Source organism: Streptomyces sp. TAA204, assembly GCF_000424965.1.
This window is the reverse complement of sequence record NZ_AUKW01000004.1, coordinates 265,203-281,013: the sequence shown is the minus strand read 5'-3', so window position 1 is coordinate 281,013 and position 15,811 is coordinate 265,203. Positions and strand designations below refer to the sequence as shown.

Annotated in this window: 13 protein-coding genes and 1 pseudogene; 5 read left to right on the top strand and 9 right to left on the bottom strand. The window is 71.7% G+C overall.

Going from position 1 to position 15,811, the window contains the following annotated elements; all coding sequences use genetic code 11:
- Positions 1–23 precede the first annotated feature (23 nt).
- Entirely contained in the window at positions 24–896 is an 873-nt protein-coding gene (locus H343_RS0109550; RefSeq protein WP_037903275.1) for a SigB/SigF/SigG family RNA polymerase sigma factor, read from the top strand.
- 359 nt (positions 897–1,255) lie between these two features.
- Positions 1,256–1,426 (top strand): DUF5670 family protein, encoded by a 171-nt coding sequence (locus H343_RS0109540; protein ID WP_028430940.1) that lies wholly within the window; start codon positions 1,256–1,258, stop codon positions 1,424–1,426.
- A 208-nt stretch (positions 1,427–1,634) separates the two neighbouring features.
- Here the strand turns inward: H343_RS0109540 and H343_RS0109535 are convergent, their stop codons facing one another.
- The 5 genes and pseudogenes from H343_RS0109535 to H343_RS0109515 form a co-directional block, all read right to left on the bottom strand.
- Positions 1,635–4,187 (bottom strand): SpoIIE family protein phosphatase, encoded by a 2,553-nt coding sequence (locus H343_RS0109535; RefSeq protein ID WP_037903118.1) that lies wholly within the window; start codon positions 4,185–4,187, stop codon positions 1,635–1,637.
- A gap of 48 nt (positions 4,188–4,235) precedes the next feature.
- On the bottom strand, positions 4,236–4,937 hold the full coding sequence (locus tag H343_RS0109530; protein WP_051264970.1) for a class I SAM-dependent methyltransferase: 702 nt from the start codon (positions 4,935–4,937) through the stop codon (positions 4,236–4,238).
- 469 nt (positions 4,938–5,406) lie between these two features.
- A pseudogene (gene fomD, locus H343_RS29850) lies at positions 5,407–6,141 on the bottom strand (cytidylyl-2-hydroxypropylphosphonate hydrolase); the annotation flags it as partial.
- Positions 6,142–6,306: 165 nt separating this feature from the next.
- Complete coding sequence (locus H343_RS0109520) at positions 6,307–7,713, bottom strand: class II fumarate hydratase (protein ID WP_028430937.1); 1,407 nt, start codon at positions 7,711–7,713, stop codon at positions 6,307–6,309.
- Positions 7,714–7,905: 192 nt separating this feature from the next.
- Positions 7,906–9,630, bottom strand: coding sequence for a fumarate hydratase (locus H343_RS0109515; protein ID WP_028430936.1), 1,725 nt, complete (start codon positions 9,628–9,630; stop codon positions 7,906–7,908).
- 199 nt (positions 9,631–9,829) lie between these two features.
- Here H343_RS0109515 and H343_RS0109510 point away from each other — a divergent pair, with 199 nt between their 5' ends.
- Entirely contained in the window at positions 9,830–10,516 is a 687-nt protein-coding gene (locus H343_RS0109510) for a DUF1707 and DUF2154 domain-containing protein (RefSeq protein WP_028430935.1), read from the top strand.
- A gap of 215 nt (positions 10,517–10,731) precedes the next feature.
- Positions 10,732–11,109: a WhiB family transcriptional regulator gene (locus H343_RS0109505; RefSeq protein ID WP_028430934.1), complete on the top strand. Its 378-nt coding sequence runs from the start codon at positions 10,732–10,734 to the stop codon at positions 11,107–11,109.
- A gap of 226 nt (positions 11,110–11,335) precedes the next feature.
- Here H343_RS0109505 and glpX read toward each other — a convergent pair whose 3' ends face one another.
- A complete protein-coding gene (glpX, locus tag H343_RS0109500) occupies positions 11,336–12,370 on the bottom strand; it encodes a class II fructose-bisphosphatase (protein ID WP_028430933.1) in 1,035 nt (344 codons plus the stop codon).
- 250 nt (positions 12,371–12,620) lie between these two features.
- Here glpX and H343_RS29845 point away from each other — a divergent pair, with 250 nt between their 5' ends.
- Positions 12,621–13,229 carry a DUF4245 domain-containing protein gene (locus tag H343_RS29845; RefSeq protein ID WP_486586838.1) on the top strand — a complete coding sequence of 203 codons (609 nt, stop codon included), beginning with the start codon at positions 12,621–12,623 and terminating at the stop codon, positions 13,227–13,229.
- 96 nt (positions 13,230–13,325) lie between these two features.
- Here H343_RS29845 and H343_RS0109490 read toward each other — a convergent pair whose 3' ends face one another.
- The 3 genes from H343_RS0109490 to xseA form a co-directional block, all read right to left on the bottom strand.
- Complete coding sequence (locus H343_RS0109490; RefSeq protein ID WP_028430932.1) at positions 13,326–13,919, bottom strand: malonic semialdehyde reductase; 594 nt, start codon at positions 13,917–13,919, stop codon at positions 13,326–13,328.
- Positions 13,920–14,106: 187 nt separating this feature from the next.
- Positions 14,107–14,430 (bottom strand): exodeoxyribonuclease VII small subunit, encoded by a 324-nt coding sequence (locus H343_RS29840; protein ID WP_051264874.1) that lies wholly within the window; start codon positions 14,428–14,430, stop codon positions 14,107–14,109.
- A 79-nt stretch (positions 14,431–14,509) separates the two neighbouring features.
- Positions 14,510–15,724, bottom strand: a complete 1,215-nt coding sequence (gene xseA / locus H343_RS0109480; RefSeq protein WP_028430931.1) for an exodeoxyribonuclease VII large subunit — start codon at positions 15,722–15,724, stop codon at positions 14,510–14,512.
- Between the last annotated feature and the right edge of the window lie 87 nt (positions 15,725–15,811).

Below are 15,811 nucleotides of genomic sequence, written 5' to 3'. Positions count from 1 at the left end.
ACATTTGCCGTACGGAGGCCTTCATGAGTGGCGCCACCATGCCGGTGTCCAGCGTGGCCGGCGCGCAAGCCGAGGAGAACGGCGCATCGGACCTGCCGCTGGTCCCGGACCCGCAGACCGTCGCACCCCGGGACGCACGCCAGGTGACACCCGTCTTCCTGCGGCATCTGCAGGAGCTGGAGGAGGGCACCGCCGCGTACCAGTACGCGCGCAACACCCTCATCGAACTCAGCCTGCCCCTGGTCAACTTCGTCGCCAAGCGCTACCAGCAGCGGGACGACCAGTACGAGGACGTCCGCCAGGTCGGCACCATCGGCCTCATCAAGGCCATCGACCGGTTCGACCCGGACCGCGGGGTGGAGTTCTCCTCCTTCGCGATCCCCTACATCACCGGCGAGATCAAACGCTTCTTCCGCGACACCACCTGGGCCGTGCACGTACCGCGCCGCCTGCAGGAGCAGCGCATCGCCCTGGCGCGGGCCACCGACCGGCTGGAGGCCCGGCTGGGCAGGTCGCCCTCCACCGCCGAACTCGCGGAGGCCATGCGGCTGTCCGTCGAGGAGGTCATCGAGGCGCAGGTCGCCGCGAACGCCTACTCCACGCACTCCCTCCACCTCTCCGGCGAGGACGAGGAGTCGGACGCGAAGGAGAGCAAGACGCTTCTCGGCCGATACGGCTGCTGGGACCCGGAGCTGGAGAAGGTCGAGGACCTCAGCGCGCTCAAGCCGCTGCTGGCGGAGCTGGAGGAGCGCGACCGCCGCATTCTCGAGATGCATTTCGGCGAGGAACTCACACAGCAGCAGATCGGGGAGACGCTCGGCCTCTCCCAGATGCACATCTCTCGGCTGCTGCGCAACTGCCTCGGGCAGCTCCGCATCGCCATGACGCAGGACTGAGCGAGGGGAACGGGAAATCCGGGATGGTCATCGGTATGGTTCTCGCTTCCGTCGCCCTGATCGGGGTGGCCTTTCTCCTGCCGGCGCGGCTTTCCGTACGTGACGGCCGCCGCGAACGCGGTTCGGCGGGATCGGGATCGGGATCGGGATCGAGGGCCCGCTTGCGGTCACGTGTACGCGACAGCACCCTGCGGCACCATCCGTGAAAGGCACGGTGGGCGGAATCCCGTTGCGCCGCCCCGGAGGGTGACCGCCGTCAAAGCCGGAGTCCACCCGGGAGAAGTGTTACCCAGGCGACACCTGGGCCGATGACTCTTCACCGTGAACAGGGGCACCTGAGTGCCCGGAGGTCGACAACAATGGTTCCTTTGCTTCTCGTACTGCTTCTCGTCCTGCTCCTTTTCGGTGCCGGTTTCGCGCTGGAAGCCCTGTGGTGGATCGCGGTCATCGTGCTCGTGGTCTGGCTGCTGGGATTCTTCGTCCGCCCCGCCCGCACCGGCGGAGGGAAAGGCCGGTGGTATCGCTGGTAACCACCGGAGAATGACGCGCACGGCGGGAAAAGGGGACGGGAGACTTTCCCGCCGTGCGTCCACCGGCCGGCAATTCCCGGCCGGGCGCCGCGCCGGACGGCCGTGAGCGGATCCGCCGCGGGAGGGGACGGCGGACGACTGCGCTCACGGGCGTCCGGCACGGGCCGAAAAGCGCAACGCGGCCCCCGCCCGCCCCGCCGGAACCCGCTCAGGACAGCGGCAGTTCGAACCACACCACCTTGCCGGTCGAGAGCCGTGTCGCTCCCCAGCGCCTGGCCAGCCTGTTGACGAGATAGAGCCCGCGGCCCCCTTCGTCCGTCGCCCGCGCCTGCCGCAGCCGCGGAAGCTGCGGCACGTCGTCGCCCACCTCGCAGCGCAGGGTGTCCGTACGCAACAGCCGCAGCGTGATGGGACGTTCGGCGTAGCGCACCGCGTTGGTGACGACCTCGCTCACCAGCAGCTCGACGGAGTCGGACAGCTCCTCCAGGTCCCAGCGGGCCAGAGCGCGCCGCGCCAGCCTGCGTGCCTGCCCGGCCGTCTGCGCGCGCGGGTCGAGGAACCAGTACGCGACGTCGCTGGGTGCGATCCCGTGGAACCGGGCGGCCAGCAGCGCGATGTCGTCGTCACGGTCGCCGGGCCCCAGGATGTCCAGCACCTCGTCGCACAGCGGCTCCAGCGGCGCCGACGCCTCCGGCCGGGTCAGGCGGGCGGTCGCCGTCAGCTTCTCGCGCAGGTGCTCGATGCCGGTCCACACGTCACGCTGGCGCGACTCGACCAGCCCGTCGGTGTAGAGGAGCAGCGTGGCGCCGGCGGGCGCGTCCAGCTCCACCGCCTCGAAGTCGACACCGCCGACGCCGATCGGAGCGCCCGCCGGTATACGCAGCACCTCGGCACGGCCGTCGCGGTGCAGGAGCACGGGCGGCGGATGTCCGGCGTTGGCGATGACGATGCGGTGTGCGACCGGGTCGTAGACGGCGTAGAGGCACGTCGCCATCCGGTCGCTGCCCAGCCGCTGCGCCTGTTCGTCGAGGTGGTGCAGCACCTCCTGCGGCGGCAGGTCGAGCCCGGCCAGCGTCTGGGCCGTCGTACGCAGCTGGCCCATGATCGCCGCCGACGTCATGGAGTGGCCCATCACGTCACCCACGACGAGGGCGACCCGGCTGCCGGGCAGCGGGATCGCGTCGTACCAGTCGCCGCCCACGCGTGCCGTCTCGGCGGCGGGCAGGTAGCGGCTGGCCAGATGACAGCCGGTCGGCTGGGGCAGCTCGTCGGGGAGCATCGTGCGCTGCAGCTCGTCGGCGATGTACGCCTCACGCCCGTAGAGCACGGCCTTGTCCACACCGAGCGCGGTGTGTGTGGCGAGCTGGGCCGCGATGAGCAGATCGTCCGGTTCGAAGGCGGCACGCTCGGGCCTGCGCAGGAAGACGGCGGCCCCGATGACCTTTCTGCGGCCCCGCAGCGGGGCGAGTATCGCCCGCTGCCCGGACGGCACGTCGGGGTCGGTGCCCAGCAGTTCGGGCAGGGCGTCGCGGGCGGCCGGGGCGTCGGCGAAGACGGGGCGTACGCCCCGCAGCACCTCGGCCAGCGGTCCGCCGTTGAGCACCTCGACGTACTCCGCGGCGCCCGCGGTCCCGTCGGAGACCGCCGTGAGCGAGGGCATCGTGACGCTCGCCCCGCCGGAGGGGTCGGCGGCGCCCGGCCGGCTCTCGGGCTGCGCCGGATCGCCGGAGGCCGACGCCGCGGCCACCAGGGCGTGCGGGTCGTCCGGGATGCGGTCGCTGCGCCGCAGCCGCAGCACCACCGGCCCCGTCGGCCGCTCGTCGCCCACGGGGAGCGGGTCGCGCAGATAGACGAGGATCGCGTCGGAGTAGGCGGGCACGCTGGCCCGGCACAGCCCCAGCACGGTCTCGTCCAGGTCCATGCCGCGCGCGATACGGCGGGTGGCCGCGCCGACGAAGCGCAGCCGGTCGCCTCCGCGCCGCTCCCGCTCGGCGGTGTCGACGTCCGGTACGAGCGCGTCCCCTTCCGCCGGGCCCGCCGGGGCCGCCGGGGCGGACCCGGCGGGGGAGGGCTGGGAGGCGGGCGGTACTTCGGCGGCCGTCATGTCGCCTGTGGTCGGGTGTGACACGGCACCGCTCTCCGCGGTCGATGGGTGTGAGGGGGCCTGGGGCTCCGGTGCGGACTCGGGACCGTGCGACGGTTCGGGCACGGAACCTCCCTGGCCGCTGCGGGAGCCCGAGCCGCGGGTGCTGCTGCCGGTGCCCTCCTTGGAGGCCTTCCCCGTCCCGCCGGCTTTACGGGCTCTGCCGTCCTTCCCGGATGTTCCGGAGGAGCTCGTGCTGCGTCCCTTGCCGGTCTTGTCGGTCTTTCCGGTCCTGTCGGTCTTGGCGGTCCTGCTTGTCCTGCCGGAGGTTCCCGACGTTCCGGACTTACCGGAGGTACGTCGCCCTCCCCCCGGCTGCGGGCGTGCCGCCGGACGTGCCTGCTCCGCGCCTTCCTCACCGGAGCGCGGCGCGGGCTGCTCGCTGTCGCGGGCGGCGCGGGACGTGCCGGAGTCACCGAATCCGCCGGGCGGACCGGACATTTCGGGCAGCTGTCCGCCGGAGCCCTCCGTCCCGCCGGGGAAGCCGGCCGTGCCGGAGGGCATGCCGGAGCGTCCCGGCGCGGGGCCGCCCGTGGGGGCCGTGCCCAGGCCGGGTAGCGGCGGCACGGCTGTGCTGGTCGCGGGCTGCTGGTGCTCCGTCACGCGTTCGGTTTCCATCCATCCGGGGCTGCGCGTCTTACGCGCGTAGCGCTCACTGCTCTGCTGCTACGGGCGTCGTCGGCACTGCAGGAAGAGCTGGATCTCGGGCGGTACGTCCGTACTCGCCGGAGCGTAGGCATAGGCATCCTCCCCGGCGATCTCGAAACCCCCGTCCTGCACGACCCGGCGCAAGTCGTCCCGTAGGTAGCCGGATACCCGGATCGTGTTCCCCAAGAACGGCAACGTGAAGTCATCCACATCCGCTTCCACCATCGACAGGGCCATCGGAGCACCCTCCCGCAGTTGTTGGTGCAGCATGCGCAGCGCGTACGGAATCTCGACGCGGGGCAGCATCAGCAGTGAGAAGAACGCGGCGACCCCGTCGAAGGGCCCCAGACTGTGCTTCTCCACATCGGAGATGTCCATCCGGCGGAAGTCGCCCTCCGGAACATTCTCCCTGGCCAGCTTGATCATGCCGGGCGAGAGGTCGATACCGGTCACCCGGTGGCCCGCCTCGACCAGTTGACGCGCGGTCGGCAGTCCCGTGCCGCATCCCAGGTCCAGGACGTGGGACCCGGGGGGAAGCTGCTCGGCGAGCCACGCGCCCAGGGAGACCTGGCCCTCCTTGTGCGGGAAGGCCTCGTCGTAGCGGTCGCCGATCGCGTCGAACGCCTCCGCCTGGCCGGACCGGTCGATCCCGTTCCAGTCGAAGTCCCGGTACGCCCCGTCAGCCCGTGGCCCGGGGGGATCCCCGCCGTTCCCGTCCATGCTGCTCACGGTCGGTCTCCTCTCTGGCCATGTGCCAAATCCCCGAGGGGCGAGGGGAGTTGTCGCAGCAGTCGGCCTACGGAGGTTGATCCTACGTTTGCAGTATGGGGGCGCAGCAAGGGGGAACGGGAGGTCGAACCGGGCGCGTGTCTCCGGACGCTTCCGGTACATCCCGGCCAGTGCGGAACAAGACGGTCCCGGCGGATGCGGTGACCGGGCGCTGCTGTTCCCGTATGTGCGCGGGGAGGCGCCCATGGCGCACATCCGGCCGGCCGCGGGCGGCGGTGCACCGGATTGCGGACACCCGGCAGTCCTGTGGTCCGGTTCACGGACGTTCGCCGCCGCGCGGAGGTCCCGAGTCGGCATGCGCAGCGCCCGTCCGTCCCGAGTCCGCCCGTCCCGAGCCCGCCCGCGCCGTGGAGGCCGAGCCGCCCCCGCCGGCCGCGCAGGTGACGCCGTCCTCCGAGGGCGGGACCGGACCCGGCCGGCCGTCCCAGTCGTGCGGCAGCCGCGGCACCCGCCAGCGCGGGTCGGGGCGCCAGTTTTCCCAGCCGTCCCGGAAGGGCGCGGCCCAGGCGCGGATCTGCTCCACGACAGCGGTCCCGGCGGCCCGTACGCGCGAGGCCAGCTCCTCGTCCATGAGTCCGGCGTGCTGCGCGGCGGCGAACTCGTCCTCGTCGCGCCACTCCCAACTGCGGTCCGGGTAGACGGAGATGTCGAGGAAGTGGTCCTCGGAGTCGACACCGCCGGGCCAGCGGCGCAGCGGCTCCTCCAGGTTGACGTACCAGTTCTTGAACTCCCCCTCCCGCTCCCAGAACAGCCACACGGACCAGGGCTCGCCGGGGCGGGCCAGCTTCAGCACACCGGTGCCGAACCAGTGCGAGAGCACCGTCCTGCGGGGTTTCGTGTAGCGGGTCTCCAGCGGCTCGTGGTGGACGGGCGTGCCGTCCGCCATCTCGGGCTTGACGCAGACGGTGCCGGGGGCCACCCATGCGGCGAGGAGGTCGGGGGTGTCGCGGACCACGGTGACGGGGCGGCAGATGTGGGGGTGAGCGGCGCCGTTGGCCCGGTAGCGCCACAGGATGCCGGTGCCCGGGGCCCAGCGGCCGTGGCTGCCGCCGTCACCGTCCGTGCCGGCCTCCGTCTCGCCGGCCCCGGGGTCCGTGCCGGCTTCGCCCGCCGTCCTTGCCGTCTCCGGTGTCATGTGCAGATCTTAGTTGCGACAGGCAGTCACCGCCGTGAGCTGAACCCCAACGGGTCACTCCCGCCGGGTGAGCCTTCCCACCCCGGGGCGCGGGGCCCGCCCGAGGCGCGTCACACCTGCCCCGCTCTCACCGGCGGTCCCGCGGGTCGGCGCGCGCGGGGAACCTCACGAGGGGCGCGTCATGCGCAGGACGTCGAGCGCCTCGTCGAGCTGCTCCAGGGTCAGGGCGCCGCGGTCCACGTGACCGGCCTCCAGGACGGCCTCACGGATCGTCATCCTCTCCGCGAGGGCCTTCTTGGCGACGGCAGCCGCGTTCTCGTACCCGATGTACTTGTTGAGCGGTGTGACCACCGAAGGTGAGGACTCCGCGTACTCCCGGGCCCGCTCCACGTCCGCCTCGATGCCGTCGACCGTACGGTCGGCCAGCAGCCGGGAGACGTTGGCCAGCAGCCGCACCGACTCCAGCAGGTTCTTGGCGATGACGGGAAGCATCACGTTCAGCTCGAAATTGCCGGCCGCGCCCGCCGCCGCGATCGTCGCGTCGTTGCCCGTGACCTGCGCGGCGACCATCAGCACGGCCTCCGGGATCACCGGGTTGACCTTGCCCGGCATGATCGAGGAGCCGGGCTGGAGGTCGGGGAGCCTGATCTCGGCGAGCCCCGTGCGGGGGCCCGACGCCATCCAGCGCAGATCATTGGTGATCTTGGTGAGGCTCACGCCGATCGTACGGAGCTGGCCCGAGGTCTCCACCAGCGCGTCCCGCGCGCCCTGCGCCTCGAAGTGGTCGCGGGCCTCGGTCAGCGGCAGCCCGCTGGAGGCGGCCACCCGTTCGATGACGGCGGCGGGGAAGCCGGGCGGGGTGTTGATGCCCGTGCCCACGGCCGTACCGCCGAGGGGGAGTTCGGCGAGCCGGGGCAGTGCCGAGTGCAGCCGTTCGACGCCGTGCCTGACCTGGGCGGCGTAGCCGGCGAACTCCTGGCCCAGGGTGACGGGCGTCGCGTCCATCAGATGGGTGCGGCCGGACTTGACGACGTCGGCGAACTCCCCCGACTTGCGCGAGAGCGACTCCGCCAGGTGCTCCAGCGCCGGGACGAGATCGGCGGTGATCGCTGCCGTCGCGGCGATGTGGATGGAGGATGGGAAGACGTCGTTGGAGGACTGGCTCGCGTTGACGTGGTCGTTGGCGTGCACGGGCGCGCCCAGGCGTTCGCTCGCGAGGGTCGCGACGACCTCGTTCATGTTCATGTTGGAGGAGGTGCCGGAACCGGTCTGGAAGACGTCGACGGGGAACTCCTGGTCCCAGCGCCCGGCGACGACCTCCTCGGCGGCAGCCCGCACAGCCTCCGCCAACTCCGGGTCCAGGACGCCCAGCTCGCCATTGACCTCGGCCGCCGCCGCCTTGATGCGGGCCAGCGCCTGGATGTGGGCGCTCTCCAGGCGCTGTCCGCTGATGGGGAAGTTCCACATCGCGCGCTGCGTCTGGGCCCGCCACTTGGCGCCCGCGGGCACCTGGACCTCGCCCATCGAGTCGCGTTCGGTGCGGTACTCCGTGTGGTCCGGTTCGCCGTTCATGCGTCTACCTCCCGTACGGGCAGCGTTCCCGGGGGACGTGGACATTCCCCGGGTCGTCCCGGTACCCGCTGACGCGGCGCGCAGTGCGGAGTCGCGTGCACGTACGCCGCACGAGCACCGCGTGCACGCCCCGAGGAATCCGCGAGCAAGACGGGAGCGGCCCGTGAGCGCTCCGGACCCGGCCGGGAGGACCTACGCGCCGCGCACCGGGATCGAGGTCACGAAGGGCTGCGCCGGGCCGGGGTCGGTGAAGAAGTCGTTGCCCTTGTCGTCCACCACGATGAACGCGGGGAAGTCCTCCACCTCGATCCGCCAGACGGCCTCCATGCCCAGCTCCTCGTACTCCAGCACCTCCACCTTCCTGATGCAGTCCTGGGCGAGGCGGGCGGCGGGGCCGCCGATCGAGCCGAGGTAGAAGCCGCCGTGGGTGGCGCACGCCTCGGTGACCTGCGGGCTGCGGTTGCCCTTGGCGAGCATGACCATCGAACCGCCCGCCGCCTGGAACTGCGCGACGTAGGCGTCCATGCGGCCGGCCGTCGTCGGGCCGAAGGAGCCGGAGGGGTAGCCCTCGGGGGTCTTGGCCGGTCCCGCGTAGTAGACGGGGTGGTCCTTGAGGTACTGCGGCATGTCCTCGCCCGCGTCCAGCCGTTCCTTGATCTTGGCGTGGGCGATGTCGCGGGCCACCACGAGCGTGCCGGTCAGCGACAGCCGTGTCTTGACCGGGTGCCGGGACAGCTCGGCGCGGATCTCCTCCATGGGGCGGGCGAGGTCGATGCGCACGGCGTCGTCGCCCGTCCCGGAGCCGCCGCCGGACGGGGACAGGCCCGCGCCCTCGGTCAGCTCCTCGTCCGTCGTCTCCGGCAGGAAGCGCGCGGGGTCCCTCTCCAGCTGTTCCAGGAAGACGCCCTCCGCGGTGATCTTCGCCCTGGCCTGGCGGTCGGCGGAGCAGGAGACGGCGATGGCCACGGGGCAGGACGCGCCGTGCCGGGGCAGCCGGACCACCCGCACGTCGTGGCAGAAGTACTTGCCGCCGAACTGCGCGCCGATGCCGATCTTCTGGGTGAGTTCGAAGACCTGCTCCTCCAGCTCCTTGTCACGGAAGCCGTGCCCGGCGGGGGAACCCTCGGCGGGGAGCTCGTCGAGGTAGTGGGCCGAGGCGTACTTCGCGGTCTTCAGGGCGTACTCGGCGCTCGTACCGCCCACGACGACGGCGAGATGGTACGGCGGGCAGGCCGCCGTACCCAGCGAACGGATCTTCTCCTCCAGGAACTTCATCATGCTCGCCTCGTTGAGCACGGCCTTCGTCTCCTGGAAGAGGAAGGACTTGTTGGCGCTGCCGCCGCCCTTGGCCATGAAGAGGAACTTGTACGCGTCTCCGTCGGTCGCGTACAGCTCGATCTGCGCGGGCAGGTTGGAGCCGGTGTTCTTCTCGTCCCACATGGTCAGCGGCGCCATCTGCGAGTAGCGCAGGTTGAGCTGCGTGTAGGCGTCGTGGATGCCGCGGGAGAGTGCCTCCTCGTCACCGCCCTCGGTGAGCACCTGCTGGCCGCGCTTGCCCATCACGATGGCGGTGCCGGTGTCCTGGCACATGGGCAGGACACCGGCGGCGGAGATGTTGGCGTTCTTCAGCAGGTCGAGCGCGACGAAACGGTCGTTGGCGCTGGCCTCCGGGTCGTCCAGGATGCGGCGCAGCTGAGCGAGGTGTCCGGGCCGCAGGTAGTGCGAGATGTCGTGCATCGCCTCGGCGGCGAGCTTCCGCAGCGCTTCGGGTTCCACCTGGAGGAAGGTCCGCCCGCCGGCCTCGAAGGTGCGCACACCCCCGGCGGTCACGAGGCGGTACGGAGTGGGGTCCTCGCCCAGCGGGAGCAGATCCGTGTAGACGAAGTCCGGTTGGGACGGGCGGGGGCTGGCAGCCATCGGTGGCCTCTTCCTCTCGTACGGCTCTCGGCTGGGGCACCTCCCGGCGGAGCCGGGGTCGAGCGCGCCATTCAGCGTAGAGCGCCTGGACGCACCCGTGTCGGTGAGGTCGGGCCCGGCGGCAGCGGCGCCTTGTCGGCGCCGACTTGATGCGACCGCGCCCTAGTCGCGATCTATCGCGTTTGGGTAGGCTGCTGCCGTGACTGATTCTCCGCTGGAAAAGAAGCCCGCGACCAGACCCGAGGCCGAGAACACGGTGGCGGACGGGGTTTCCGTGCGCGCTTCGGACGCCGACCGCGACCGGGTCGCGGACATCCTCCGCGAAGCCCTGGCGGAGGGCAGGCTCGACGCCGCCGAGCACGCGGAGCGCATCGACGGCGTGTACGCGGCCAAGACGCTCGGCGAACTGGAGCCCCTGGTCAGCGACTTGCCCAGGGGGCGTGCGGCCGTGCACACGGTGGCGGCACCCGCGCCCGCTCCCCGGGCGGACTCCGCCGGTACGGGCACGAAGGACAATCTGGTCGCCGTCTTCAGCGGAGCTGTCCGCAAGGGCCGCTACCGGGCACCCGGCAAGATCAACGCCGTGGCCTGCTTCGGGGGCATCGAGATCGATCTGACCGAAGCCGTCTTCGAGCAGCAGCATCTGGTGATCAACGCGACTGCGGTCTTCGGCGGCATCGACATCCGCGTCCCGGAGAACGTCACACTGCGGCAGAAGGGCGCGGGGATCTTCGGCGGCTTCGACGTGCGTACCTCGGAGGCCGACGATCCGCACGCGCCGGTGGTGCTGATCCAGGGTGCCGCGGTCTTCGGCGGGGTCGACGCGAAGCCGAAGCGCGGGAAGCTGCTTCGCGATCTGCGTGACCGTTTGCGCAGGGAAATCTGAGAAGAGCCGGGAGACTTCCCGGAATCCTCCGCCGGGACGGTGCCGCCGCGGGGCACGTCCCGGTGATGAGACGCGGAGCATTCCTACGGTATGCATACCGGTGCGTACAGCGGGTAGAGCCTGGGCATCGACTTCTCGTACGGCCGCAGCGCGAACTGCCGTGCGCAGCGAATCCGGTGTTGGTGACCCCACCGTCGTCTCGTCAGGAGTAGACCGTGCTGCAACCGCCGCATCAGTCCCTTCAGGAGGCCGCCGCCGTGCCCCTTCAGAGTGCGTCCGCGCGCGGGGACGAAGCGGGTCCCTGGCACTCGGAGGCGGTCTGCCGCCGGGACGAGGCCGGCCTCTTCTTCGCACCCTCGAAGGAGCCCACGGCGGCGCGGCTTTCGCGCGAGCAGGCCGCGAAGCGCGTCTGCGCCCGCTGCCCCGTGATGGTCGAGTGCCGTGAGCACGCGCTGGTGCTGCCCGAGCCGTACGGCGTGTGGGGAGGGCTCACCGCGGCCGAGCGGCGCGTGGTGCTCGCCCGCCGGCGCAGGCGTGAGGCGGCGAGCGCGAGCGCCGCCGGCGAAGCCGGGCCGGTCTCCCGCATCGCCTGAGCTGGATTCGATCGCCTGAGCGGGCCCGCTGCCCGCGGGCCTCGGCGCGGCACGCGCCCGGCAGACCTTCCCGCACTCGAACCGGTGCCCGGGCCCGGCTGTGAGCGGGCACCCCGGCTTCGGCCCCGCGCGCCGCGCACTGTGCGCCCGCGCGCCCGTGCGCCCGTGCGCCCGGGGCAGGCTCCCGCCGGGACAGAGCGCGGCGGGAGCCTGCCGCCCGGCGGCCCTAACGTGCCCTGTCGAAGTCGACGGAGCTGTACGCGCGCAGCTTGGACAGCTTGTGCGTGGAGTCGATCATCCTGATCGTGCCGGACTTCGAGCGCATCACCAGCGATTCGGTGAAGGCCCTCTCGCCCCGGTAGTGCACGCCGCGCAGCAGGTCGCCGTCGGTGATGCCGGTGGCGACGAAGAAGACGTTCTCGCCGCTGACGAGGTCGTCGGTGTGCAGTACCCGGTCCAGGTCGTGTCCGGCGTCCAGGGCCCGCTGCCGCTCCTCGTCGTCCTTCGGCCAGAGCATGCCCTGGATCGTCCCGCCCAGGCACTTGATGGCGCAGGCCGCGATGATGCCCTCCGGGGTGCCGCCCACGCCGAGCAGAAGGTCGACCCCCGTGCCCTCCCGCACGGCCATGATCGCGCCCGCGACATCGCCGTCCGTGATGAATTTGATGCGGGCTCCCGACTCCCGCACCTCCTTGACGATGCTCTCGTGGCGGGGCCGGTCGAGGACGACGACGGTCACGTCGTCCGGTGAGCAGCCCTTCGCCTTGGCGATGCGGCGGACGTTGACGGACGGCGGTGCCGTGATGTCCACGAACTCCGCCGCGTCCGGTCCGGTGACCAGTTTGTCCATGTAGAAGACGGCGCTCGGGTCGAACATGGTGCCGCGCTCGGCCACCGCCAGGACCGAGACCGCGTTGGCCATGCCCTTGGCGGTGAGCGTGGTGCCGTCGACGGGGTCGACGGCGACGTCGCACTCCGCGCCCGTCCCGTCCCCGACCCGCTCGCCGTTGTAGAGCATGGGCGCCTCGTCCTTCTCGCCCTCGCCGATGACGACGACGCCGTTCATCGAGACGGTCGAGACCAGGGTGCGCATGGCCTTCACGGCCGCACCGTCGGCGCCGTTCTTGTCGCCGCGGCCCACCCAGCGGCCCGATGCCATCGCACCCGCCTCGGTGACCCGTACGAGTTCCAGGGCGAGGTTGCGGTCCGGGACCTCGGGGCTGACGTCGAGCGGGGAGGGGAGGTGCTGATGATCGGTCATCGGGGCACACCTTTCTGCTCGGCTGCGGACGCCGGCCGGGCTGCTGAGGGTGCTTACGAGAGTACCCAGCATCCCGCAGAGTGAGCAGAGGGCCCCACGGATGAGCGCTTCTGCGAGGCAGTGGGGCGCGCCCGGTGAGGTGGTACGGCAGCGGCACGGGCGGGCGGCACGGCGGGGCTGTACGGCGGTGCGGTACGGGCCGGAGCGACCCGTCGTCCCGGCCGTCGGCGGCGTAGGGGACGATGGAGCTGTGTCAGCAGAAGCCGAGTCAGCGCAGACCCAGGGGCAGCAGGCCGGGCAGACCGGACGCAAGGGCGTCCGGTCGGTGCGCGGAATGGTGCCCTCACTGGCGGTCGTCCTGCTTGCCGCAGGCGTGATGTACCTCTTCGTGCCGCACGACGAGGACGTGGACCCGGTCAAGCGCGTCAGCTACCGGGTGGAGCTGGACTCCGCACGCCGGGCGGCCCCCTATCCTGTCCTCGCGCCGGAGGGGCTGTCCCGCGACTGGCGGGCCACATCCGTGACGTACGACGGCGACGGCCCCGACGGTGCCGCCTGGCACCTGGGCTTCATCACCCCGGACACGCAGTACGTGGCGGTGGAGCAGAGCGACGCGCCCCGCCCGTCGAAGTACATCGAGGACGTCACGCAAGGCGCACGCGAGACCGCCGAGACCGTGCGTGTGGGCGGCCGGGAATGGACGCGGTACGAGGGCGAGAAGTACGACGCCCTCGTGAGTGAGCTCCCCGGCAAGGACGCCTCCACCGTGGTCGTGACCGGCACGGCGTCCTTCTGGCAGCTGGAGCGGATGGCCTCCGTGCTGAGCGCGGACGGGAAGGGCGACGGCGGCGGGCGCTGAGCCGCCTCCCCGCCCGCCTCCTGCTGCGGGCCGTGCCCGCCCGGACCTTCGCGGGCTGCGCGTGGGTTCCCGGCCCGGACGGCGTGCGGCCGTCCCTCAGAGCGTGGTGAAGACGTCCTCGAAGGAGAGGCGGGCTGAGCGGGGCCTGTACGCCTCCTCGCCGGGACGGCCGATGTTGACCACGAGAAGCGACTTCTGCCTGCCGTCCCCGAAGAACTCCTTGTCCACACCGTCCTTGTCGAAGCCGCTCATGGGGCCGGCAGCGAGTCCCGCGGCGCGAATCCCCAGAAGGAAGTAGCCCGCCTGGAGCGTGGCGTTGAAGGTGCCGTGCGTCTCACGGGTGGCGGCCTCGGCGAAGAGGACGTCCTTCAAACCGGGGAACTGCGGGAACAACTCCGGCAGCCGCTCGTGGAATTCGAGGTCGACGGAGAGCACCGCGGTGAGCGGAGCCGTAGCGGTCTTGGGCCGGTTGCCCTCGGACATGTGCTGCACGAGGCGTTCGCGCGCCTCGGGGGAGCGGACCAGGGTGACCCGCAGCGGCGACTGGTTGAAGGCGGTGGGGGCGTACTTCACCAGTTCGTGCACGGCACGCATCTGCTCGTCGCTCACCGGCTCGTCGGCGAACGTGTACGCGGTGTGCGCCTCCAGGAAGAGCAGGTCCTGGGCGGCGGGGTCGAGGGCGAGTGTCATGTGGGGAAGCCTTGCCTTTGCACGCGGTCCTACGGATGGGCCGGTCCACCGTAATCGGGGCACGCCTCCGCGCTCCACGGTGCCCGGCGCTCCAGCGGGCCTGATGCTCCGTGCCGACCTCGGTGTCCTCGGGTGTCAGGGCCGCCGTTCCGCTCGCCCCGTCACGGCTGCCGCGCCCCCGCCGCGGTCACCGGGCTTCTCCGTCGTCCTCCGTCTCCCCGTCGGGGGCCACGTCCCCGGGTTCCCCCTCCTCTTCCGCCTCGGCCTCGGCCTCCAGTACCGCGTCGAGCCGCATCCGGGCCCCCTCCAGCCACTCCCGGCAGATCCGCGCCAGCTCCTCACCGCGCTCCCACAGGGCCAGCGACTCCTCCAAGGTGGCGCCTCCGGCCTCCAACTGCTGCACGACCCGTACCAGTTCGCCCCGGGCCTGCTCATAGGTGAGTGCGGAGAGCTCCTCGGCCGAGTCCGCCTCCGCCTGTGCGGCCGTCTCCGTCTGCGCTCGAGAGGTCATGCGGCCAGCCTAGAGCGTGTACGCGCGGCGCCCGCCGGGCTGCGACGCCTCACGCGCACGCCGGCGTTCGGTGCCGGCCTCACGCCCGCGGTCCCACGGTGACGCCGAACTCGCCCTCCGCGACCCGGGCCCGCAGCTTGTCCCCCTCGGACGCCTCCCCGGCCGCCCTGACGACCGTGCCGTCCTCCCGCTGCAGCACGGCGTAGCCGCGCTGCAGGGTGGCCGCCGGTGAGAGCGCGACGACGCGGGCCCGTGTGTGCGCCAGTTCGTCCTCAGCCCTCTCCAGCCGGTGTTTCAGCGTGCGACGCGCCCGCTGAAGCAGGAAAGCGGCCTCCTCCTCCCGCTCGACGAGCATCGCGTGCGGATCGGCCATCGCCGGACGGCTCATCACATCGGTCAGTCCGCGCTCCTCCCGGTCCAGGAACGCGTTGATCACCCGGTAGGAGCGGGCCCGCAGCTCCCGCACCCGCTCGTGCTCCTCGCCCACGTCCGGCACGGTGTCCTTGGCGGCGTGCGTCGGGGTGCGCGAACGCAGATCCGCGACCAGGTCCAGCAGCGGGGTGTCCGCCTCGTGCCCGATGGCCGAGACGACGGGCGTCCGGCACTCCGCGACCGTACGCACCAGCCGCTCGTCGGAGAAGGGCAGCAGATCCTCCATGCTGCCGCCGCCGCGCGTCACGATGATCACGTCCACGCCGGAGTGCTCGTCCAGCTCCCGCACCGCCTCGATGACCTGCGGCACGGCCCGTACCCCCTGCACGGCCGTGTTCCGCACCTCGAAGCGGACGGCCGGCCAGCGCTCGCGGGCCGTGTGCAGCACGTCCCGTTCCGCGTCGGACGCGCGCCCGGTGACCAGCCCGATGCGATGGGGCAGAAAGGGCAGCGCGCGCTTGCGCTCCGCCGCGAACAGCCCCTCCGCCGCCAGTGTCTTCTTCAACTGCTCCAGGCGCGCCAGCAGTTCACCGATGCCCACGGGGCGGATCTCGGCGGCGCGCAGCGACAGCGTGCCTCCCCGGCCGTACCAGACGGGCTTGGCGTGCACCACGACACGAGCGCCCTCACCGACGACGTCCTTGACCCGGTCGAAGACGTCACGGAAACACGTCACACTGATCGACACGTCGCGCGAGGGATCGCGCAGCGTGAGGAAGGCCATGCCCGCCCCCGGCCGCGGTGAGAGCTGGATGATCTGCCCCTCCACCCACACCGCGCCCAGCCGGTCGATCCATCCGCCGATCAGCCGGGAGATCTCACCGACCGGAACGGGAGCCTCGGGAGTGGTGTGGAGAGCCATACGACGACACTAATGGCCGCGTCGGACAGCGCGGCCCACGGTGGCTGCGCGCTCCACAACCGCCCGGTCGGCCCGCCCGGATCGTGC